The organism is Thermanaeromonas sp. DSM 22490 (assembly GCF_056378755.1).
Window position 1 is genome coordinate 66345 of record NZ_JBJHHE010000007.1, and the last position, 20828, is coordinate 87172.

A 20828-nucleotide genomic window follows, 5' to 3' on the forward strand; every position below is an offset into this window, starting at 1 on the left:
CGGTCAAACCGGTGTTTGATGGGAAAAAGATAGAGCAGGCAGTGAGGATGATTTTAGAGGCTATCGGAGAAGATCCGGAAAGGGAAGGCTTGCGGGATACACCCCGGAGGGTGGCCCGCATGTACCAGGAGGTCTTTGCCGGGCTGGAGCAAGACCCGGCAGCAGCCTTTAGCGTAGTTTACACAGAACAGCATGAAGAACTGGTTTTAGTCAAAGACATTCCCTTTTACTCTATGTGCGAACACCATCTCCTGCCTTTTTTCGGCAAAGTGCACCTGGGCTATATTCCCCGCAAGGGCCGGGTAGTGGGCTTAAGCAAACTCGTGCGAGGTATTGAAACCTTTGCCAAGCGGCCGCAGTTGCAGGAGCGCCTGACCAAACAAATTGCCGATGCCGTTATGGAATATATTAAGCCGCTGGGGGTTATTGTGGTCATTGAAGCAGAGCATATGTGCATGACCATGCGAGGGGTGAAAAAACCGGGATCTTTGACTGTTACCTCTGCTGTGCGAGGTGTGCTCCATGATGATGAGGCCTTGCGTTCGGAGGCCCTGGCCTTGATTAAAGGCTAAAGCCCATTCTTGACTCTTTTGTCTCGGGGATTATATAATACTACTTGAAAAGAGATAGCGACGGGGTGTAGCTCAGTTTGGCTAGAGCGCATGGTTCGGGACCATGAGGCCGGGAGTTCAAATCTCCCCACTCCGACCAGAACTATAAGGGTAAGACGCCGCGAAGGCGTCATTTTTGTTATAAGTATAAAAGACCAGGCTTGAGTTATAACCTGGTCTTCTCTCATAAACTCGATTCAGCTTTAAGCACCTACAATACCGCTATTTAAAATACCGGTTGAGGAGGCCTTCGAGAGCCCGAGCGTGGCGAGCCTCATCCCGCGAAGATTCATCAAAGAAATCGTGGGCATGATCCAGGTTATTTTCTTTAGCCTTAACAGCAGCCTCCCGCTTACCCTTATTGGCCCCCTTCTCACCGGCTAACATTTTTTCCAGGTTCTCCTTGGTTGATGCCGATATCTTGCCGTTTAGCTCGGCAAAGTGGGCTGCATGAACGGCTTCTTCCCAGGCAATCTTCTCCAATACTTCGGCGATTTCTGGATAACCTTCCCGCTGCGCTTGGCGGGCCATGGCCAGGTAAAGGCCCACTTCCATGGTTTCACCTTTAAAATTGGCTTCGACTTCATCTTCCACTACTGTGCCTTTGGTAACTCCCAATTTGACTTCATTGATCAGTTCGGACATGTAAGTCCCTCCTTTTGGTATTAGTAACGATTCTTAATTATTGCTTCAAGAACATTATATCCTGCCTGGCAAGGTATGTCAATGCTTACAGGTTAAAATTTTTCCGGCTAAAAACGCCGTTATTATGGTTACACTATTCATTGATTTAATACTGGCAGTTGAAGGAGGTAACGGATGATCAGAGGTAAACGCGATATAACAGAGGAAGAAATCCTCAAATTGAAGGTGGAAATAGCCGCTGAACTGGGGCTCTTGGAAAAAATCCAGCGGTATGGATGGGAAGCCTTGACTGCGGCCGAGGCCGGCCGGATAGGAGGGTTGCTGGCCCGGTACTTACTTGAGCAACCTTTGGAGGCCGTGGAGTTTCCCCAGGGCAAAATAGGTTCTGGTACGATGGCAACTTGTGCCGGCCAGCCGGCTATTAAATATTTGGCGGGGAAGGAAGAAAAAGACGAGTAAACTTAAAGGCTAGAAGTCGGCTGGGGGCTGGGCCCGCAGCCCAGATTTTTATGTACAGGGCCAGCTTGGCCATGGTACGTAGCGGGGGCTGGGCTACCAGAATGCCGGCCAGAGACCCGAGCTTGAGTTGACCCCTTCCGGTAGCAGCCCCTTTAAAAAATATATTCTGCTTCGTGCCCCATATACCGAAAACGGGATTGGCATTTTTCGCAGGAGTTTAGCCACAAATGTAGAAATTATGAACCAGCCATGAGTAATAAACCTTTTGTGCATCTACATGTTCACAGCGAATATAGTTTGCTGGATGGCGCCGGGCGCATCGAGGAGCTGGTGGCGGCTGCTGCTAAAATGGGCATGCCAGCCCTGGCTTTGACTGATCACGGGGTTATGTACGGTGCCGTAGATTTTTATAAGGCGGCCAAGGCTTATGGCCTCAAACCCATTATTGGGTGTGAAGTTTACGTGGCACCCCGCAGCCGTCTGGATAAAGAGCCCCGCCAGGATGATTTTCAGTATCACCTGGTTTTGCTGGTGGAAAACGAAACCGGCTACCGCAACTTGAGCGCTCTGGTATCAGCCGCCTACCTGGAAGGGTTTTATTATAAACCCCGGGTAGACCGGGAGCTTTTGGCCCGGCATCATGAGGGCCTCATCGCTTTGAGCGCTTGTCTGGCGGGGGAAGTGCCTGGCCTGCTCCTTAAGGAGCAGGAAGAAAAGGCCCGGGAGAGCGCCGCGTGGTATAGGGAAGTCTTCGGGCCTGAGCGTTTCTTCTTAGAGCTCCAGGACCAAGGTCTTCCGGAGCAAAAGCTGGTAAATCGCAGGCTAATAGAGCTGGGGCAAAAGCTAGGAATACCTCTGGTGATTACTAACGATACCCATTATGTGCGCCAGGATCAGGCTCGGATCCATGATGTCCTCCTCTGCATCCAGACGGGTAAAACTTTGCAAGAAGGAGACCGTCTGCGCTTTCCGACTCCTGAATTTTACCTTAAGAGCTCCGAAGAAATGGGCATGATTTTTGCCGAAGTTCCTGCTGCCCTGGAAAACACTATAAAAATTGCTGAACGCTGTAACTTTGACTTCCAATTAGGGCGCTTGCACCTCCCGGAATACCGCACGCCCCAAGGGCAGGATACAGCCGCCTACTTGCGCTATCTTTGCTACCAGGGTTTGGAAAGGCGTTATTGCCCACCTTCTGAGCTAGCCCGCCAGCGTCTGGAATATGAGCTGGACATAATTGAAAAAATGGGTTATCCCGGATACTTTCTTATCGTCTGGGACCTGGTCAATTTTGCCCGCCAGCGGGGCATCCCCGTGGGGCCGGGCCGGGGTTCGGCTGCCGGGAGCCTGGTGGCCTATTGTTTAGGGATAACCAATATCGATCCTTTGCGCTATAACCTCCTTTTTGAGCGCTTTCTAAATCCGGAGCGGGTAAGCATGCCGGATATCGATATAGATTTTTGCTTCGAGCGCCGGGAAGAAGTTATTCAATATGCACGGGAAAAGTATGGCGAGGAGCATGTAGCCCAGATCATTACTTTTGGTACCATGGCCGCCCGGGCAGCTGTGCGGGATGTGGGGCGAGTTTTGGGATGGCCGGTGAATGAGGTGGACAGGCTGGCTAAAATGGTGCCGGCGGAACTGGGCATTACGCTGGAAAGGGCTCTGGAGATCGCTCCTGACCTGCGAGAACTTTATCAAAGCAGCGCCAGGGTACGGGAGCTTTTGGATACAGCGCGGGCCGTGGAAGGATTGCCCCGCCATGCTTCCATCCATGCGGCCGGCATCGTTATTACCCGTGAACCCCTGGTCCATTATGTGCCCCTGCAAAAAACAGGCGATGCGGTGACCACCCAGTTTCCCATGCAGACCATAGAAGAACTGGGCCTTTTAAAAATGGACTTGTTGGGCTTAAGAACGCTGACAGTAATTGGACATACCGTGGAAGCCGTCCACCGGCAGGGGGAGGACCTGGACCTGGAGCGTCTTCCCTTGGATGACCGAGTTACCTATGAACTTCTTTCTAGCGGGGAAAGCTCCGGGGTTTTCCAGCTGGAGAGTTCGGGTATGCGGGCCATTTTGCGCAGCCTAAAACCAGAACGCTTTGAAGATATCATTGCTCTGGTAGCCCTCTATCGCCCGGGACCATTAGGCAGCGGGATGGTGGAAGATTTCATCCAACGCAAGCATGGCCTCACCCCCCTGGCCTATCCCCATCCGGATTTAGAACCTGTGCTGCGTGAAACTTATGGGGTTATTCTGTACCAGGAACAGGTAATGCAGATAGCCCATATTATGGCTAGCTATACCCTGGGCCAGGCTGATGAGCTGCGGCGGGCCATGGGCAAAAAGAAGCCCGAAGAAATGGCCCGGCACCGGAGCAGGTTTATAGAAGGAGCGATCAAGAAAGGTTATGATGCGGCTCTGGCCGGGCAGATCTTCGATCTAATGGAATACTTTGCCGGTTATGGTTTTAATAAATCCCACAGCGCCGCCTATGCCCTGGTGGCTTACCAGACGGCTTATCTTAAAGCCCACTATCCGGTGGAGTTTATGGCCGCTCTTTTGAGCAGTGTAAGCCAGCACTTAGAAAAAGTCGCTCCTTATCTTGAGGAATGTCGCCGTTTGGGTATCCAGGTCCTGCCGCCGGATATCAATGAATCGGACGTAGATTTTAGCGCCCGGGGCAACCATATTCGTTTTGGCCTGGCTGCTGTTAAAAATGTGGGACGGGCAGCTGTGGAGGCCATTATTGCTGCTCGGGAGGCAGGCGGGCCCTTTGCTTCCCTGGCCGATTTTTGCCGGCGGGTAGATCTGCATATAGTGAACAAGCGGGTGCTGGAAAGCCTGATCCGCTGCGGGGCTTTTGATTCTTTGGGGAAGGGGAGACGCCAGCTCTTATACATTTTAGATGCTTGCCTGGAGTCGGCGGGCCGGAGCCAGGAAGACCGGCGAAGAGGGCAAGTTTCCTTATTGGATATGGTGGACGTGCCCAAGGAGGATCCCGTTTTGCCCGAAATAAAGGATTTTTCGCCGGTGGAGATCCTGGCTATGGAAAAGGAACTGTTGGGCTTTTACGTAAGTGGCCATCCCTTGGAACCGTATGCTGATGTTTTGCGCCAGCGCACCACCCATACTTTAGCCCAGTTGGGCGACCTGGCCGAGGATACGCCGGTGGTAGTGGGCGGCATAGCTATCGGGTTGCGCCGTGTGGTAACTCGTAAAGGTGAGGCCATGGCCTACCTTTTGCTGGAGGATTTTGGCGGCCAGGTGGAGGTGCTCCTCTTTCCTCGCCTTTATTCCCGCTGTCGTCAGTGGCTGGAAAAAGATATGATACTGCTGGTGGAAGGACGAGTTAACGTAGAAGAGGAAGGGGTAAAAATTTTAGCCGATCAGGTGCACAAGGTGGTATCTACGGGGGACCATTTAGAGGCTTCTCCCTGGAGCGAAAAGCCGGCCGGGAAGGGGGGGCCGGAGCAGTCGACAGCCCGGCTCTACTTGAAAGTAGAAAAAGAAGCAGGTCTAACGGATGTTCAACGCCTTCTAGCTGCTTATCCTGGACCGAATCCTGTATATTTTTATTTTCCCCAGAAGCAGCGCTGTCTTCTCGCCAACCGCCAGTACTGGGTGAGCATATGTCCGCCCCTTTTGCAGAGCCTCACGAAGGTTTTGGGGAAGGATAAAGTAAAAGTAGTACCAGAAAAATAAGTATAAAAAGCTCTAAAGTAGCAGGAATATGATTGGCCGGGTGGAATAAGCTTAATGGATATAAACAAGTTAAATTTAAGGGGGGAGGACGTGATGGATACTTCTGTTGTTTGCGGTGAGTATATAGTAGTCAAGGCTTTGGAAAACGGGGTAACTATTATCGGCTTAACGCGGGGGAAAGATACCAAGTTTCACCATTCAGAAAAGCTGGACAAAGGAGAGGTTATGGTGGCCCAGTTTACTGAACATACTGCGGCCATGAAGATTCGCGGAAAGGCTGTGGTATTTACCAAGTTCGGTAGCCTGGAAGCGGGGGAGTGATAAGGGATGTGGACCGTAATTTATATTGCGGGCAACCAAAAGCTGGCCTTGCGATTGAAAGAGATCCTAACTCAAGAAGGGTTATTGGTTAAGTTAAGGCCAGTAGGGACATCCCAGGGAGAAACTATCGGGGGTTATGAGATTTTGGTACCGGAATCCGAAGCAGAGGAAGCCCATGAGATTTTAAGCTCGGCTTTAACACGCTAAAACTAGGTGCTGTTTGTGAGGAGTGGGAAAAGAGTGAGGACTATTGGGGTGCTCACCAGCGGTGGGGACGCGCCGGGGATGAATGCGGCCATTCGGGCCGTGGTGCGGAAAGCGCAGAAACTACAGATAGAGGTAATTGGAGTAGCCAGAGGTTATGCAGGTCTCATTCAAGGGGATTTCCGGCGGCTAGATTCAGGATCAGTGGCGGATACCATTCACCGCGGCGGGACTATTTTGCTCACAGCGCGTTCGGAAGAATTCCGTACCGAAGCCGGCCGGGCCCGGGCTTTAGAAAATGCCCGGCGAGAAGGCATGGAAGGTCTTATCGTTATTGGCGGTGATGGTTCTTTTCGAGGAGCCCTGCACCTGCACAAAAAGGGCTTTCCTGTAATCGGTATACCTGCTACCATTGACAATGACATACCAGGTACCGACTATGCCATCGGCTTCGATACTGCCCTGAATACGGCAGTGGAAGCCATTAATAAAATAAGGGATACGGCTACTTCCCATGAACGCATTTTTATCATAGAAGTCATGGGCCGCGATTCTGGCCAGCTGGCTCTCGCCGCGGGACTGGCGGGGGGAGCAGAGTCCATTCTCATTCCCGAAAGGCCTATCGATTATGATGAAGTGGTCAGCCGGTTAGAGCGGGGACGTCAGCGGGGAAAACTGCACAGCATCATTGTAGTGGCCGAGGGAGTGGGAAGCGCCATAGAAGTGAGCCGGGAAATTGCCCGGCGCACCAAGCTGGAAAGCCGGGTGACCATTCTGGGTCATATCCAGCGAGGCGGTACCCCCACTGCCTTCGACCGCATTTTAGCCAGCCGTTTAGGAGCTCGGGCGGTGGAGCTTTTGGCAGCAGGAGTGAGCGGCAGGATGGTTGGCATGCGGGAAAACCGCATTGTGGATGTCGAGCTAGAAGTAGTTCTACAACAAAAAAAGGAAATCGACCAGGAGGTTTATGAATTGGCCAATGACCTTGCCCTATGAGTTAGCCCACCATCGCACGAAAATAGTTTGTACCCTGGGGCCGGCCAGCGAGAAAGTGGAAGTTTTGAAGCAAATGATCCGGGCGGGTATGAATGTAGCCCGCTTTAACTTCTCCCACGGCAGCCGGGCGGAACATGGAGCCCGCATGGCAGCTGTAAAGCAGGCGGCTGCCGAACTGGGTACCAGGGTGGCCCTGCTTTTGGATACCAAAGGGCCGGAAATTCGTCTAGGGGAAATTGAGGAGGGAGTGGTTTTAAAAGATGGTGAGGAAGTTATCCTCACAACCGCTCCTATTGTAGGAAATGAAAAACGGCTACCGGTAAATTTGCCCACTTTGCCCCTGGACGTCCGGCCCGGGCAAATTATTTTGCTGGATGATGGCCTGATAGAGCTGGAGGTCTTGTCTACTACCGAGGAAGAGATTCGCTGTCGCATTAGACATGGTGACAAAATCTTAAGTCATAAAGGTGTAAATATACCGGGTGCGGTCATAAGCCTCCCGGCTTTAACAAAACAGGACATTGAGGATATCGAGTTCGGCTTGAGCCAGGGGATTGATTTTATCGCTGCTTCCTTTGTCCGTACGGCCAAGGATATTTTAGAGATACGCCGGCTGCTAGAAAAACATAACGCTAGGGTGGGTATCATAGCGAAAATCGAGAATCGGACGGGAATAGAAAACCTCGATGAAATCCTCGAGGCAGCCGATGGGATTATGGTAGCCAGGGGCGACCTGGGAGTGGAGATACCGGTGGAAGAAATCCCCCTGGTCCAGAAAATGATTATTCATAAATGCAATCAAGCGGGCAAGCCGGTCATTACGGCCACCCAGATGCTGGAATCCATGATCCGTAACCCCCGCCCCACTAGGGCTGAGGCTACGGATGTGGCCAACGCTATCTTTGATGGCACTGATGCTATAATGCTTTCCGGCGAGACGGCCGTAGGGCGCTATCCGGTTGAAGCTGTGGCTACCATGGCGCGCATTGCGCGGCGGGCCGAAAGCAGCCTGCCTTACGTGGAGATCCTTCAACGCAAGGGCCTGGCAGATGAGCGGACGGCTACTGATGCCATAAGCCATGCTAGCTGTACTATTGCCCTGGAATTGGGGGCCAAAGCCATCATTACCCCCACAGCTTCCGGTGCTACTGCTCGCCGGGTGGCCAAGTACCGCCCGCCCGCTCCTATCCTGGCCACCAGTCCTGATGAGCGCGTGTTGAATCAGCTTTGCCTGGTGTGGGGAGTCGAGCCTTTACTGGTCAAAAGAACTGAAGGAACCGACGAAATGGTTAATGAAGCGGTGAATGCGGCCATCCGCTCTGGGCGGGTCCGGGAAGGGGATTTGGTGATAATTACAGCAGGGGTACCTGCCAATGTGCCGGGAACTACCAACCTGCTTAAGATACATATAGTGGGTGAAGCATGGGATTAGCTTTCATAACCTACTTCCCATCTTCCCAGGGTGCTGTTGCCCTTCGGCCGTAACTTCCTCGGAGGAGTTGAGGATATTGCCTCGGGTTCGCGGGCTACATTTTCCCCAGTATTATAAAGACTTCTATAAGGTTCAATGGTAATGCGGCCGGCCGCCAGGCGTGCTATCTCCGGATAAGGCCGTGGTTCTACTTTCCCTGGGGACCTGGCAATGGCATCGGCAATGCGAAGCTGGGACGGCTGCATCCGGTAGGCTAAAATAATGGCTGCTTCATCCCCAAGGTAACCGGCATGGGCTACACCGCTTAAACTTCCAATTATAAAAATACTGCCGCTGGCTTTTATGGTGGCCCCTTGGTGTACGTGCCCCAGGAGTACAATATTGCCCTCTACCGTTAGCTCCTGGCCAGACCGCAAGGTAAGCTCCTGGAGGAAAGTTGGGAGCTCTACCGGTGGGGCCTCCGGCCGCAGAGCAGGTGGATTCTCCTCCTCAGAAGCAGGTACCAGGCCATGATGGCGGCAAAGTTCTTCCAGCTCAGCAGTTTCTTTTGAGCTTAAAGGCCTGGAAGGCGATAGAATAAAACGCGCCCCCCGGAAGAAGCCCTGGGCAGCTACGAACTTGGCGGTTAGAGCTTTTTTAAGTTCGCCCAGGTCGCAATTCCCGTCCAGCAAAATGATAAGGCCTTTTCGTGTTCCTTTAATGGTAACAATACCTTGGGACACCTTTGTAATGTCTCCTTTATCGTAAAAATTTGCCAGTTAAATAAAAAATTCGCCTTCATCATCCTTATTTCCTGCTGGCAGGAGAAAAAATCTTACTTTCTGTCGAATTAGTTTGCAGTTAGAAGAAAGCGCAGTCGGAGGTAGTCGAATGATAGACCTAAAATTTGGTTCTCAAGTTGTTTCTTGTAGCGGCATTATATTTGATAAAGACGGCACCCTCCTGGATTCCTTTGAAATCTGGCCTCGGCTTATCCGCAAGCGCTTGGAATATTTAGAGCGATATTTTTTCCTGGACCCCGACACTAAGAAACTTATTTTACAAGCCATGGGCCTTAAGAATGATAATACTGTGGCCCGGCGCAGCCCCATAGTGGTGGGGACCAGGCAACAAACTGCCGCCGCAGTGGCGACGGTACTTTTTTTGCACCAAAGTATTCCCTGGGATGAAGGCTTACAAAAAACTTTGGCAGCTTTTGCTGCTTGTGATCAAGAGGCGGGCCTGGATTGGCAGGCTGTACTGGTGCCGGGGGTGAAGGAGGCTCTATTACGCCTCCATGCTGCTGGCTTACGCCTGGCCGTGGCTACTAATGATGACAGGGAGAGGACGGAGGCTTTGATGGTCTTAAGCGGCTTAGAGCCCTATATTACTGCCTATGCCTGCCGGGATGAGGTAGGAAATAGCAAGCCGGAGCCGGAGATGGTCTACCTGGCCAGCGAGCGTATGGGACTGTCTCCTTCGCAGTGTGCCGTGGTAGGGGATTCGCTGTTGGATATAGAAATGGGGAAGCGTGCCGGGGCAAAGATAACTGTAGGAGTAACCAGCGGAGCTTGTACGGCTTCCGAAATGGAAGGTGTGGCCGACGTTATTTTACCCAGCGTGGCTCACATCAGCCCTTTGTAGAGAGTGGGAAAGGTGCAGGTTTACATAAAGATGAAAAGGTTATTTTGGTGGGGACTTGGCCTTTTAGCCCTCCTGTTCACCAGCTTGTTCTTAAGCTTAAGGCCTTTTGGGGAAACAGATCAGCGCTGGCCGGAGCAGGTTGGTCTAGTAGCGGGCGAGAGTAAAAATTTAGAGGAGAGGGCTCAAAATATTTTAATGGCCTATGAAGCAGTGTTGCGCGAGGAAGGATTTCTCTTTAGCCGCACTGCTTTAGATGAACTCGCGTTGCTGTCACCGGCCCAGAGGGTACGGCAATACCCGGCTATTATTTTACCTGAAAGCATTAATGCGGTCCTTGCTCCTGCTGCTCGCGACATCTTACGCAGCTATGTAGAGGCGGGCGGGAAGGTCCTGCTAGTTTTCGATCCCGGTACCCGGCGCTCGGACGGGAGCTTCCTTCCTGTTCCTTTACTGTCCGAACTGGCCGGTGTACAGTACTATGTCCCTTCGGGGACAGACGAGGGAGCCTATTACGACGGTTATTGGCGTTTTCCTTCCGCGGAAATAGCCAGAGAGTGGGGCATTACACCGGGGAAACTGGATAAAGAGAATATTATTTCTAGCTACGGCTATGGACGCCTAAAGTTTACCCATGCCCGCACCAGGCTGCTAGACGCCGATGAGGTAGCCTTTGATTTGTCTCCGGAGGGCCGGGTAGCTGTGATCACTCAGAAATTTTACTCGGGCGGCGGTGCCGTAGTCTTTGCCAACCTTAAGCTCGGCTTTCACAAACTTATGTCCGATGACTTAACTCTTCGTTCAGTCTTGAGAACTTTTCTTATTCGTTTTGCCCACCTGCCGCGTCTGGTGAATACTCCAGAAGGTAAAGGTGGCATCGTGCTCAATTTGCATTTGGACAGTAACGCTCACTTGCGTCCCTTAAGGGCTATGCTGCAATGGGGAATTTTCCGTCCCGACTTGGCTTATTCCATACACATTACAGCCGGTCCGGATACTTACAAGCCCGGCGATGGTCTGGGATTTCATGCTGCTTCGCCCAGTAAGGGTCGACCCTGGGTAAATCTGCTTGAGAAATACGGAGCCATTGGGGCCCACGGGGGATGGATTCATAATTATTTTGCCGAAAATCTGGAAAAAATGCCTCGGGAAGAGGCTTTTCGTTATTTAAAATTAAATTTTGACACCCTAGAGGAGATTACAGGAAAGAAAGTGGTAGAATACAGCGCTCCTGCTGGTAATCATCCACCCTTTGTGAATCAATGGTTGGAGCAGCGAGGTGCTGTAGCCTATTATAGCTCCGGGGACACCGGTTCTAGCCCTACCCGCAGTTTCATGAACGGACAGCCGGTCAGCGGACGGCTATGGTCTTTCCCCATCACCCCTTTCCGCGAATATGCAGCCTTGGAAGAGCTTATGGCAGCAAGGGTGCCTTTAGCAGAAACTAAGGAGTGGCTAAAAGAGTTATTGGATTTTGTGGAAAAAGAACATGTAATCCGGCTGATTTATACCCATGCTAACAAGGCAGAATATGCCTTAAAGGCCCTGGCCTATTTTGCCCAGCGAGCTAGCTCCGGTCAGGAGGCGGGGAAACTTTTAGTCTGGTCTATGAGCCGCTTTGCAGAGTTTCTCAACCGCCACGAAAAGACAACCTTTTCCGTCTACCGCGATTCGGGAGGTTGGACTATAGATTTAAAAAACAAAGAGGGATTAAAAGATCTAACTGTCACCCTTTATGTGGAAGACCCTAACAGTTATTACGTAGTAGGTAAGAATATAAGCAAACGCCTGGAAGACGGCTGGCTCTATATAACGGTAACAGCTGAAGCGCAGAAAAGTAAAATTTATCTTCGTCGGAAAAAGTGGACTAGCCTCCTGCCTTAAAGCCCTAAAAGGCTCGTACCCTCGGCTCTAACAAAGGGAGCCCGTTAGCTCAAGAACCCGCGGCAATTAACCTCCTTGCTCTCCAGTGCATAAACTGGTATCAGAAAAGTCCAATAAGGAGGGAGTAAGGTGGGAGGCTTCGTTTTTAGCCATCGGATAGCGTTTATCCTCTTCTTAATCTTGATACTGCTGTTTTTAGGTGATGACTGATTATAACTTAAGTTTCAGGTCGCTTACCCCAAGCGGCCGCTTTTTTTAAATTAAGGATAAAGATCTAAATGGTTACTAAAGGGGTATTAAGGAAAAGTAATAACCCTGCCGAGGAGGCAGGGTTATCAAATTTCGGATTTAAGCTCTAGGGCTTACTTTTAACGGGTTTCTGGCCTAGCTTGAGCGGTAACGGTATCCCGGCCAGAATTCTTCCAGAGGAAGAAGCCCAGGGCCAGGACGGCTGCTGCCATACCTACCGGATACGAGATGCTAGTGGAGAGGCGCAGACCTTCAGGCGCCTGTAAGATATAAGTGACGCTCACAGCTGTCATAAAGGTGGCTGGAATAGTTGCTATCCAGTGAATGGTCCGTTGCTTGGCCAGGTAAACGGCCCCTGCCCAGAGGACCACCATGGCCAGGGTTTGGTTAGACCAGGCAAAGTAGCGCCAAATGATGGTAAAGTTCACCTGGCTTAAGATGAAACCGATGGCAAAGAGGGGTATAGCAATTTTATAGCGGTTGAGGATAGGCCCTTGCTTGAGACCCAGGAATTCGGCAATGGTAAGCCGGGCAGCCCGGAAGGCAGTATCGCCGGAGGTAATCGGTAGGACTACAACTCCGAGAATGGCTAACGTCCCCCCAAAGGCGCCAAGAAGGGTAACGGAAGCTTTATGCACCACGCCGGCCGGGCCTCCTAAGGAAGCTAGCCCCTTGGCCAGGCCGCCGGTATCTCCAAAGAAGCTCATGGCAGCAGCGGCCCAGATGAGGGCAATGATGGATTCGGCTATCATAGCGCCATAGAATACCCGCCGGCCGTAGCGCTCATTTTCCAGGCAGCGTGCTATTAAGGGTGACTGGGTGGCATGAAAACCGCTTATGGCTCCACAGGCAATAGTAATAAAGAGGAGAGGCCACAGGGGTGCTCCTTTAGGATGCAAATTGGCCAGTGTTAATTCCGGAATACGATAACCCTCGACCAGAAGGCCTCCCACGATTCCTACAGCCATTATGATGAGGATAGCGCCGAAAAGGGGATAAAGGCGGCCGATAATTTTGTCAATGGGCAGAATAGTAGCTAAGAAATAATAAACAAAGATTACACCCAACCAGAATTTAAAATCGAGGTATTCCGGGGTGAGCATGGCCAATAACTGGGCTGGGCCGGTAACAAACACTGTACCTACCAGAATTAACAAGACCACAGTAAAAATATTAAAGATTTGTTTAACGCGAGGTCCTAGGTAATAACCTACAATGTTAGGAACATTGGAGCCATCGTGGCGTAATGAGAGCATACCGCTCAGATAGTCATGGACGGCGCCGGCAAAAATACCGCCCAAGACTATCCACAGGAACGCTACCGGGCCCCAAAGGGCTCCCTGAATGGCACCGAAGACCGGGCCTAGGCCGGCTATATTGAGGAGCTGAATGAGGTAATTTCGTTTCCAACCCATGGGTACGTAATCAACCCCGTCGGCCAACCTTACCGCCGGGGTAGGCCGTTTGGGATCTGCGCCGAAAACCTTCTCCACCAGGGAACCGTAGAGGAAGTACCCCAGCAATAATACTAGGATGGATACAAAAAAGGTTACCATAACTCCGCCTCCTTACTTAATAATAACAAGTTTATTCCCACTCAAGATTTTAAAGCTGAGGCGGAGAGGCAACCATATTTTCTGCCTTAATAGCGCTAAGAGGTCCTCAACGACGTTATTGAAGCGCAAAAATTAAAAGCCCAGGATTTCCCGCAGCTCTTTTAGATAAGTGCGGCCTATAGGAATTTCTGTTTCTTCTTTATTGTCCTTTATCAGGAGCCGGTAAGAGCCGTGGAAGTAAGGCACTACCTCGGCCACAAAATCGATATTGATTAAAAAGCTACGGTGAACCCGGCGGAAGCGGTGAGGGTCCAGTCTACTTTCGAGCTCCTGCAAGGTGCCCGGGAATTTTAGCCTGCCGGCTTTCGTGTTAAGCCATACCTGGTGTCCCTCGGCTTCGGCAAAGATGATATCCTCGGAGGCGATTACCAGCAGGCGCTCATCTTTCCAGGCTACCAGCCTAGTAGCCTGGTGTTTAAAGCCGAGTTGTTGGATGACCTTATCCAGAGCAGGAATTTTTTCTTCTTTCTGCCTCTGTTGCCAGCGCTCCACAACCCGGTCCAGGGTGGCTGCCACCCTCTCAGCCGTAAAAGGTTTAAGGAGATAATCCACGGCATTGAGTTCAAAAGCTTGCACAGCATAAGAATCATAAGCTGTGGCAAAGATAATCAGGGGCGGTTGAGGCTTCCTGAGAAGCAGGCGGGCTACTTCTACGCCATCCAGGTCCCACAACTGAATGTCTAAAAAAACCACATCTGGCTTTAAAGAAGCGGCCAGCTCTACAGCTTCAATACCACCGCTGGCCTCACCGCATATACGAAAATCTTTACGCTGTTCGATATAGAAGCGCAGTTCTTCCCTGGCCGGAGGCTCATCATCTACGATTAAAGCCCTTATCACCCGCCTACCACCTCCTTGAGGGTTGCCTGGCTAGCCCGGGGCAGAGAAAATTCAACTATAGTACCGCCGCCGGGTCTAAAGCTTACCTTGAGCCCGGCAGAGGGACCATAAAGTAGCCTTAGGCGATCGTGGACGTTGCGCAGCCCTAGGCTATTATTGCTAGGTGTATTCCCTGTCAGCAATTGTGCTGCTTTATTTAAATCAATACCCACGCCATTGTCCTCAACCGTAACCACTGCTTCACCTTCTACTTCCCGAGCGACAATGGTGATTTTGCCACCTTCTTTTTTAGGTAAAAGTCCATGTTTAACGGCGTTTTCTACTAAGGGCTGGAGGGTTAAGGCGGGCAACAGATAACCGGCCACAGCAGGTTCCATACGGATTTCTACTTCCAGGCGTGGGCCAAACCTGGCCTTTTCAATGGCCAAATAGGAGCGGACATGCTCGATTTCAGTTGCCAGGGTTACAGATTGTTCGGGATGCTGCAGGTTACGGCGGAAAAAGTCACCCAGATGGCCTAGAAGCCGTCTCGCTGTTTCAGGGTCCGTGCGGCAGACGGACATGATGGTATTTAACGCGTTAAACAAAAAGTGGGGATTGATCTGGGCCTGCAGCGCGCGAATCTCGGCCCTGGCCAAAAGTTGCTCTTGTCGGTCCAGTTCGGCCAGCTCCAGCTGGGTAGAGAAAAGGTGCCCTAGCCCGGCAGCCAGCTCCAGGTCCAGGGGGCCGATGGCGTTGCTTCGGGTGCGATAGAGCTTAAGAGTACCGATGACCCTGCCCCGAGATTGGAGGGGGACAACTACTGCTGCTTTAAGGGGGCAGCCGTCACGATAGCAGCCAATTTCTTCTGCTGTCTGAGCAACTTGGATCCTGCCGGTAGACAGCGCTTGGTGGGTGGCCGTGGTCATGACCTTTTGACCGGGGCGGTGGTGATCGCTACCTGCCCCCATATGGGCCAGAATTACTTCTCCACTGGTAATAGCCACTGCTTCCACTCCCGTACTCTCCAGAATTATGGCCGCTGTCTCCCGAGCAGATAGTTCATTTAAACCCTGGCGCAGGAAAGGGAGGGTACGGTCGGCGACCTTTAAGGCTTTCTGAGCCTGTATGGCACCGGCCATTTCCTGCTCATGCAGCACGTTTTGGATAATTATTACAGCCAGGGCGATTCCGGTAGCATTTACCAGGATCATAGGCGGCCCTATGAGACGTACTAAATTCCAGGCTGCCTCAAAGGGCCTGGAAATGGACAGAATGATTATCATTTGTAACATTTCGGCTCCAAAGCCGGTCAGGAACGCGACCTGCCACGGTAGCTTTCGGTGACGATATCGTAAGGATACCAATCCTCCTAACAGGCCTTCTAGTGTAGTGGAAAGGCCGCAGGAAAAAGCGGTGAAGCCCCCTAGAAGGTAACGGTGAACACCGGCAATCAGTCCGGCTATCAGGCCTACTGCTGGCCCGCCAAAGAGCCCTCCTACCAGGGGAGCAATGACCCGGGAGTTCGCTAGAGCTCCTTGAATAGGGATGCCGGTGTAGCTCCCCATAATGCCCAAAAAGCCAAAGATAAGGGTGAGAATGATTTTTTGCCGGCGGCTGGCTCGATGTTGCAGCAGCCGCCGAAAACTATGGGAACGGGTGAGAATAAAGGCTAAAGTAATCACAACGCTCATACGCTCTATCAGAACAATAAAAAGGTCGAGCATAAACTGCACCTGCTTTCTTACTCCCTTATTCTCAATTTTAACGTAATAAAGTCTTTAAATACAAGAGGAGCAGGTTGAGGCAATCTGTGGTATATTAAAATTAAACATCCCGGAGCCCCGGAGGAGCGACGCCGCTGATGGAAAAGTTATCTTATTTATGGCAGGTGATAAAAGTTAAGGCCACGGCTGTAGGGCAGGTACTATTATCTATAATAGCTGTTATCCTGGTAGCTCTGATAATACTTAAAATAACTGATCGGTTAATCCGTCGCTTTTTTAATTTGGCTAAGATCGAGCAACATAAAAAGAAGACTTTGGAAAGTCTTCTGCTCTCTGCAGCGCGTTATTCCATTTACGCTCTGGCTCTTCTTACAATTTTACCCCTTCTGGGTGTCAACGTGACCGCCCTGCTAGCCAGCGCCGGTATTGTCGGCCTGGCCATAGGTTTTGGCGCTCAAAGTTTGGTAAAGGACATTATTACCGGTTTCTTTATTATCTTTGAAGACCAATTCCGCGTAGGAGATATTGTGCAGATAAACGAAAAGATTAGCGGTACAGTAGAAGAGTTGGGGCTGCGCATGACCACCTTGAGGGAATGGTCAGGAACCAAATTTTACATTGCCAACAGTGAGATTAAAACGGTGCGCAACTATAACCGTGAAGAACTCAGGGCCATTGTTACAGCCACTTTTCCCTTTGAGGAAGATCCTCGACGTATCCGAGAGGTGCTGGAACAAGTCTGCAGGGAGGTGGAAAGGGAATATTATGATGATTTTCTCCAGGGTAAGGATGGCTTGGTCGAGCCTCCTCAAATTTATGGTGTAACAGACATCGACAAATCAGAAAAGGGTGCTCAATTTACCATAATTGCCAAGACGAAGCCAGCTTCCCTTTGGAAAATAGAAAGGATTTTACGGGAAAGAATCTGGCAGGCCTGCCAGGAAAAGGGAATCCGCCTGGCCTATCCCAGAAGGGTATACGAAGGGTGGCACGAGGGAGCTGAAAGGCACTTGCAAGAAGGGTGATATTATGGTAGAATAGCCTTGTCAAAAACGTGCCGAAGTGGTGGAACTGGCAGACGCGCCGGACTCAAAATCCGGTGGGGCTCACACCCCGTGCGGGTTCGACTCCCGCCTTCGGCACCAAAATTATTATGGGTACCAAGCCAAGGTTGAACCAAGTTAACCTTGGTATTTTTGTTTATATATAGGCAAAACGTCCTATTTAAAGTTGTATCCAGCCCTTTCTAATTAAAGCATTCAACAATACACCCACCAAAAAGGCCGCTCCCATATTCCACATGGCGAGCCCGGCTGTGATTATAGTGAGGTAAAAGTTCTGGGTGTTAGTATCTTCCAGCCTTGCTGTAGAAGCCAGTTCTGCTCCGGCGAAAAATAAAATTACGCCGAGAATGGCTGAAGGAAATAGTTGTACAAGCACTTTTACACCTTCTCCAAAAAAGAGGGCAACCACAATAACGAGGGAACCCAGGATTACTAAAGAACCGCCGCTCCTCGCCCCAAAGCGTACGTGGCCGGCCATACCTCCCGCTCCATGGCACATGGGTACTCCCCCTAATAAGGGGGCTAACAGGTTCATTATGCCGGTGGAAATGGCAATCTTGCGTTCGGTCACCGGACGATGGGGGAAGAGCTCATTATTTTCCGCTACAATGGCAATGACAGCATTACCCAAGGTTAAAGGAATTTGGGGCAAAGCAAGAAACAGGGTTCCTTTTACCAAATCATGCCAGGAAAGCTGAGCCAAAGGAAATTGAGGTAAGTAGAAGCCTATACTTCCTTTTAACTTTATTAAAAGGCCCGGATTGGTGACCAGGCTGGTACTGATCCCTAAAGCCAGGAGTAAAAACATAACCGGAAACTTACGGTTGCTTATAAAGGCAAAAGTAATAATCAAGGCAATCCCCGCTAAGAAAAAGTTGGTCTGCATAGCTTCAATGCCTTCTAGCATAAAACTCAGACCCAGACCCAGAACAATGCCCTGTACTACAGGTCGGGGGGCGAGGGCCGTCACTTTACGGACAATACCAGTGAGGCCTAAGAATAGCCATACTAACCCTGTAAAAAGGCCGGCACCCCAGACGGTTGCAGGTGTAAACTCTGTAGACCGGGCTACAGAAGCAGCTCCGATGGCCTTCATGGGTTGAATTGGTATGGGGGTCTTATAAATCAAACCTGCTGCAATCTTAGCTAAACCAAAAGCCCAAAGCAGCCCTACGGGTTCAACCCCGAGAACCGTTATGTAGGCCATGACAAAAGGGATGAGTGTGCCTAGGTCCCCAAAGGCTCCGGCCCACTCCATCAGGTCATAACGATTGCTATTCATTCGTTCCCTCTTTCCGACGTTGTTTTTCCACGCGTTATGACTATGAATACATATCGTAAAAGAATAATTCTTTTCTGGAACCCTCAAATCCTGCTTTTTGGTGGTAAGGGGTAAAATAATTAAAGAGTCGAGGGGACTACAAAGGGCAGGCAAAATTTCGCAGGATAAACTCTAAGGGCTCCGCTACTGGTTAGCGGAGCCCTCGGGCTTATTTTTTAACTGCATGGCGGGGTATGAAAGTATCGCAGGCCGTGTCATCGGAAACAGTAGTCATATGGTCTATAACCGTGGGACGGACCAGAATGCTGGACGCCTTGCACTCATTGCCTTCCTGGTAAAGGCACTGATCTACCGAGCACTTGATGCGGGGCACTCCTATCACCTCCTCCACTGGGAAATAGGATTACCCCTTAGAGGTTAATTTATGCAGAAGTATTAGCCTCTTTCCATGTTTACGCTTCTTCACCCTCACCTTTGATTACTGCCAGGGGTCTTAACCTGACCACAGGACGGGTAAGGCCTGCCTCTACAAGGGTTCCTACTACCTCATCGATATCTTTGTAGGCTAGCGGCGCTTCATCAAATAGGGATCGCAAATTTTTAGCCCGTAAAAGGACGCCTTTCAGCGATTCTTTGAACTGGTCCAGGGATACAGAACTCCGCGCCTTTTTCCGCGACATGACCCGTCCGGCGCCATGATTGACAGAGTTAAAGGTTTCTCCTATACGCTCGGTTCCTAACACCACATAGGAAGCGGTACCCATGCTCCCGGGAATAATAGCGGGGTGACCTATAGCCCGGTAACGGGCCGGGTTTTCCTTATGCCCGGCAGGCAGGGCCCTGGTGGCCCCTTTGCGATGCACGAGTAGCTGCCGCCCCCTATGCTCTTCAAATTTAGCGATATTGTGGGCCACATCGTAAACCAGTGCTAACCCCATTTCTTCCAGGGGAAGTTTTAATACCTCGACGAAGGCCTCCCGGACCAGAAAAGTAATAAGCTGCCGGTTGGCGAAAGCAAAGTTGGCTGCACAGGCCATGGCTGCTAGATACTCCCGGCCTTCCGTGGAATCTATGGGCGCGGCTGCCAACCCCTTGCTGGGCAAGCGGATTCCATATTTGGCAGCCGCTTGAGACATGCGGGCTGTGTAATCGGTGCAGATCTGGTGGCCAAAGCCCCGGCTACCCGTGTGAATGAGAACTGTGATCTTGCCTTCTTCCAGCCCCATAATGGCTGCGGCTTCCGGGAAAAAGACTTTTTCCACTCTGCCTATTTCTATAAAATGATTACCGCCTCCGATAGTCGCCAGCTGGTCTGCCCGTTCCCTGGCCTGGCGGCTTACCGCTTTTAAACTGGCTCCTGGCAGAGCGCCTCCGGCCTCAATAGCCCCTTCGTCTTCCGGGAACCCATAACCGCGGCGAATAAAATAAGCCGCACCCTTGGTGCAAACCGCCTCCAAATCAGCCTCTCTGAACTCCCGGTAGAGGCTGGCTTTACCTACCCCAGAGGGCACTCGTTTTTCAATAGCTGCCAGGAGGTTTTCCAGCTTCTTTTCACTCAAAGCGTTGGCGTCCAGCCCAGTGCTTAAAAGGCGCACGCCGCAGTTAATATCCATTCCTACCGCTCCTGCCGAAACCACCCCATCCTCCAGGTCGGTAGCCATTACACCCCCGATGGGCAGGCCAAAGCCGGTATGGATATCCGGCATGCCGATTACCGGGGACACAACTCCCGGGAGGGTTGCGGCATCGACTAGCTGCTTTAGAGCCTCGGTTTCGTCGAATTGCTCGCGCAGTTTAGGGCTTAAAAATACCAGGACTTCCGCGCGCATGTCACCGGAAGGTCTGAGGCGGTAGCGATTTTTACCACAGGGCTCAAGAATTAATGTCAAGAAGCTCACCCCCTGAATTGGCGTATTCCCAGTTTTGATCCCAGGCCTGCTTGGCTTTCGCTCGCAAAGGCCTCCCTCGCGGGCCAAACTAGCGCTCGGCTTAAGGCTCCGGCAGGCTTCCCGGCAGAATTTAAGCATCCTGCCTCAGTTGCCGGCCGCAGGCCTCTCAAAGGACTCGGGCCAATCTTCTCGCCTGTCGCCAAGCTTAAGTTTGGCCAACCGCGAAGGCTTGTTCGCTCGCTTCCAAGCCTAAGCAGGCCCCCCAGCAAAAACTGGGCATAAGTCAGCCGCCTGAAACATTG

General features: G+C 51.3%; 18 protein-coding genes and 2 tRNA genes. 12 read left to right on the forward strand and 8 right to left on the reverse strand.

What is annotated here, in order from left to right:
• Nucleotides 1-11 precede the first annotated feature (11 nt).
• Nucleotides 12-572 (forward strand): GTP cyclohydrolase I FolE, encoded by a 561-nt coding sequence (gene folE / locus AC1BI1_RS06650; RefSeq protein WP_476716504.1) that lies wholly within the window; start codon nucleotides 12-14, stop codon nucleotides 570-572.
• A 61-nt stretch (nucleotides 573-633) separates the two neighbouring features.
• Nucleotides 634-711 (forward strand) — tRNA-Pro (locus tag AC1BI1_RS06655).
• A 122-nt stretch (nucleotides 712-833) separates the two neighbouring features.
• Here AC1BI1_RS06655 and AC1BI1_RS06660 read toward each other — a convergent pair.
• On the reverse strand, nucleotides 834-1256 hold the full coding sequence (locus tag AC1BI1_RS06660) for a ferritin-like domain-containing protein (RefSeq protein ID WP_476716505.1): 423 nt from the start codon (nucleotides 1254-1256) through the stop codon (nucleotides 834-836).
• A gap of 174 nt (nucleotides 1257-1430) precedes the next feature.
• Between AC1BI1_RS06660 and AC1BI1_RS06665 the strand changes: the two genes are divergently transcribed.
• The 6 genes from AC1BI1_RS06665 (at nucleotide 1431) to pyk (ending at nucleotide 8376) form a co-directional block, all read left to right on the forward strand.
• The gene (locus AC1BI1_RS06665; protein WP_476716506.1) at nucleotides 1431-1715 is read left to right on the forward strand and encodes a small, acid-soluble spore protein, alpha/beta type; all 285 of its coding nucleotides are present in this window, start codon (nucleotides 1431-1433) and stop codon (nucleotides 1713-1715) included.
• Nucleotides 1716-1964: 249 nt separating this feature from the next.
• The gene (locus AC1BI1_RS06670) at nucleotides 1965-5423 is read left to right on the forward strand and encodes a DNA polymerase III subunit alpha (protein ID WP_476716507.1); all 3459 of its coding nucleotides are present in this window, start codon (nucleotides 1965-1967) and stop codon (nucleotides 5421-5423) included.
• A 93-nt stretch (nucleotides 5424-5516) separates the two neighbouring features.
• The gene (gene mtrB / locus AC1BI1_RS06675; RefSeq protein ID WP_476716546.1) at nucleotides 5517-5744 is read left to right on the forward strand and encodes a trp RNA-binding attenuation protein MtrB; all 228 of its coding nucleotides are present in this window, start codon (nucleotides 5517-5519) and stop codon (nucleotides 5742-5744) included.
• Between the two features lie 6 nt (nucleotides 5745-5750).
• The gene (locus tag AC1BI1_RS06680; RefSeq protein ID WP_476716508.1) at nucleotides 5751-5951 is read left to right on the forward strand and encodes a putative signal transducing protein; all 201 of its coding nucleotides are present in this window, start codon (nucleotides 5751-5753) and stop codon (nucleotides 5949-5951) included.
• Between the two features lie 33 nt (nucleotides 5952-5984).
• On the forward strand, nucleotides 5985-6944 hold the full coding sequence (pfkA, locus tag AC1BI1_RS06685; RefSeq protein WP_476716509.1) for a 6-phosphofructokinase: 960 nt from the start codon (nucleotides 5985-5987) through the stop codon (nucleotides 6942-6944).
• The gene (pyk, locus tag AC1BI1_RS06690; RefSeq protein WP_476716510.1) at nucleotides 6916-8376 is read left to right on the forward strand and encodes a pyruvate kinase; all 1461 of its coding nucleotides are present in this window, start codon (nucleotides 6916-6918) and stop codon (nucleotides 8374-8376) included. The genes pfkA and pyk overlap by 29 nt, the downstream gene beginning before the upstream one ends.
• Here pyk and AC1BI1_RS06695 read toward each other — a convergent pair.
• Complete coding sequence (locus AC1BI1_RS06695; protein ID WP_476716511.1) at nucleotides 8373-9098, reverse strand: septum site-determining protein MinC; 726 nt, start codon at nucleotides 9096-9098, stop codon at nucleotides 8373-8375. The two genes, pyk and AC1BI1_RS06695, sit on opposite strands and share 4 nt — an antisense overlap.
• A gap of 148 nt (nucleotides 9099-9246) precedes the next feature.
• Between AC1BI1_RS06695 and AC1BI1_RS06700 the strand changes: the two genes are divergently transcribed.
• Nucleotides 9247-9999, forward strand: a complete 753-nt coding sequence (locus AC1BI1_RS06700) for an HAD family hydrolase (protein ID WP_476716512.1) — start codon at nucleotides 9247-9249, stop codon at nucleotides 9997-9999.
• A gap of 30 nt (nucleotides 10000-10029) precedes the next feature.
• Entirely contained in the window at nucleotides 10030-11880 is a 1851-nt protein-coding gene (locus tag AC1BI1_RS06705; protein WP_476716513.1) for a polysaccharide deacetylase family protein, read from the forward strand.
• Between the two features lie 368 nt (nucleotides 11881-12248).
• Here AC1BI1_RS06705 and AC1BI1_RS06710 read toward each other — a convergent pair whose 3' ends face one another.
• The 3 genes from AC1BI1_RS06710 to AC1BI1_RS06720 all read right to left on the reverse strand — a co-directional run bounded on the left by AC1BI1_RS06710 (nucleotide 12249) and on the right by AC1BI1_RS06720 (nucleotide 16291).
• Nucleotides 12249-13685: a carbon starvation CstA family protein gene (locus AC1BI1_RS06710; protein ID WP_476716514.1), complete on the reverse strand. Its 1437-nt coding sequence runs from the start codon at nucleotides 13683-13685 to the stop codon at nucleotides 12249-12251.
• A 132-nt stretch (nucleotides 13686-13817) separates the two neighbouring features.
• Nucleotides 13818-14585, reverse strand: coding sequence for a LytR/AlgR family response regulator transcription factor (locus AC1BI1_RS06715; protein ID WP_476716515.1), 768 nt, complete (start codon nucleotides 14583-14585; stop codon nucleotides 13818-13820).
• On the reverse strand, nucleotides 14582-16291 hold the full coding sequence (locus AC1BI1_RS06720; protein WP_476716516.1) for a LytS/YhcK type 5TM receptor domain-containing protein: 1710 nt from the start codon (nucleotides 16289-16291) through the stop codon (nucleotides 14582-14584). Before AC1BI1_RS06720 ends, AC1BI1_RS06715 begins: the two co-directional genes overlap by 4 nt.
• A 137-nt stretch (nucleotides 16292-16428) precedes the next feature.
• Here AC1BI1_RS06720 and AC1BI1_RS06725 point away from each other — a divergent pair, with 137 nt between their 5' ends.
• Nucleotides 16429-17316 carry a mechanosensitive ion channel family protein gene (locus AC1BI1_RS06725; RefSeq protein WP_476716517.1) on the forward strand — a complete coding sequence of 296 codons (888 nt, stop codon included), beginning with the start codon at nucleotides 16429-16431 and terminating at the stop codon, nucleotides 17314-17316.
• 31 nt (nucleotides 17317-17347) lie between these two features.
• Nucleotides 17348-17436 (forward strand) — tRNA-Leu (locus tag AC1BI1_RS06730).
• A gap of 79 nt (nucleotides 17437-17515) precedes the next feature.
• On the opposite strand, the gene AC1BI1_RS06735 is transcribed toward AC1BI1_RS06730, so the two are convergent.
• From AC1BI1_RS06735 to AC1BI1_RS06745, 3 genes are all read right to left on the reverse strand, one after another.
• Nucleotides 17516-18637 (reverse strand): putative sulfate/molybdate transporter, encoded by a 1122-nt coding sequence (locus AC1BI1_RS06735; RefSeq protein ID WP_476716518.1) that lies wholly within the window; start codon nucleotides 18635-18637, stop codon nucleotides 17516-17518.
• A gap of 208 nt (nucleotides 18638-18845) precedes the next feature.
• On the reverse strand, nucleotides 18846-19010 hold the full coding sequence (locus AC1BI1_RS06740; RefSeq protein WP_476716519.1) for a DUF1540 domain-containing protein: 165 nt from the start codon (nucleotides 19008-19010) through the stop codon (nucleotides 18846-18848).
• A gap of 79 nt (nucleotides 19011-19089) precedes the next feature.
• Nucleotides 19090-20466, reverse strand: a complete 1377-nt coding sequence (locus AC1BI1_RS06745; RefSeq protein WP_476716547.1) for an RtcB family protein — start codon at nucleotides 20464-20466, stop codon at nucleotides 19090-19092.
• Nucleotides 20467-20828: the final 362 nt, after the last annotated feature.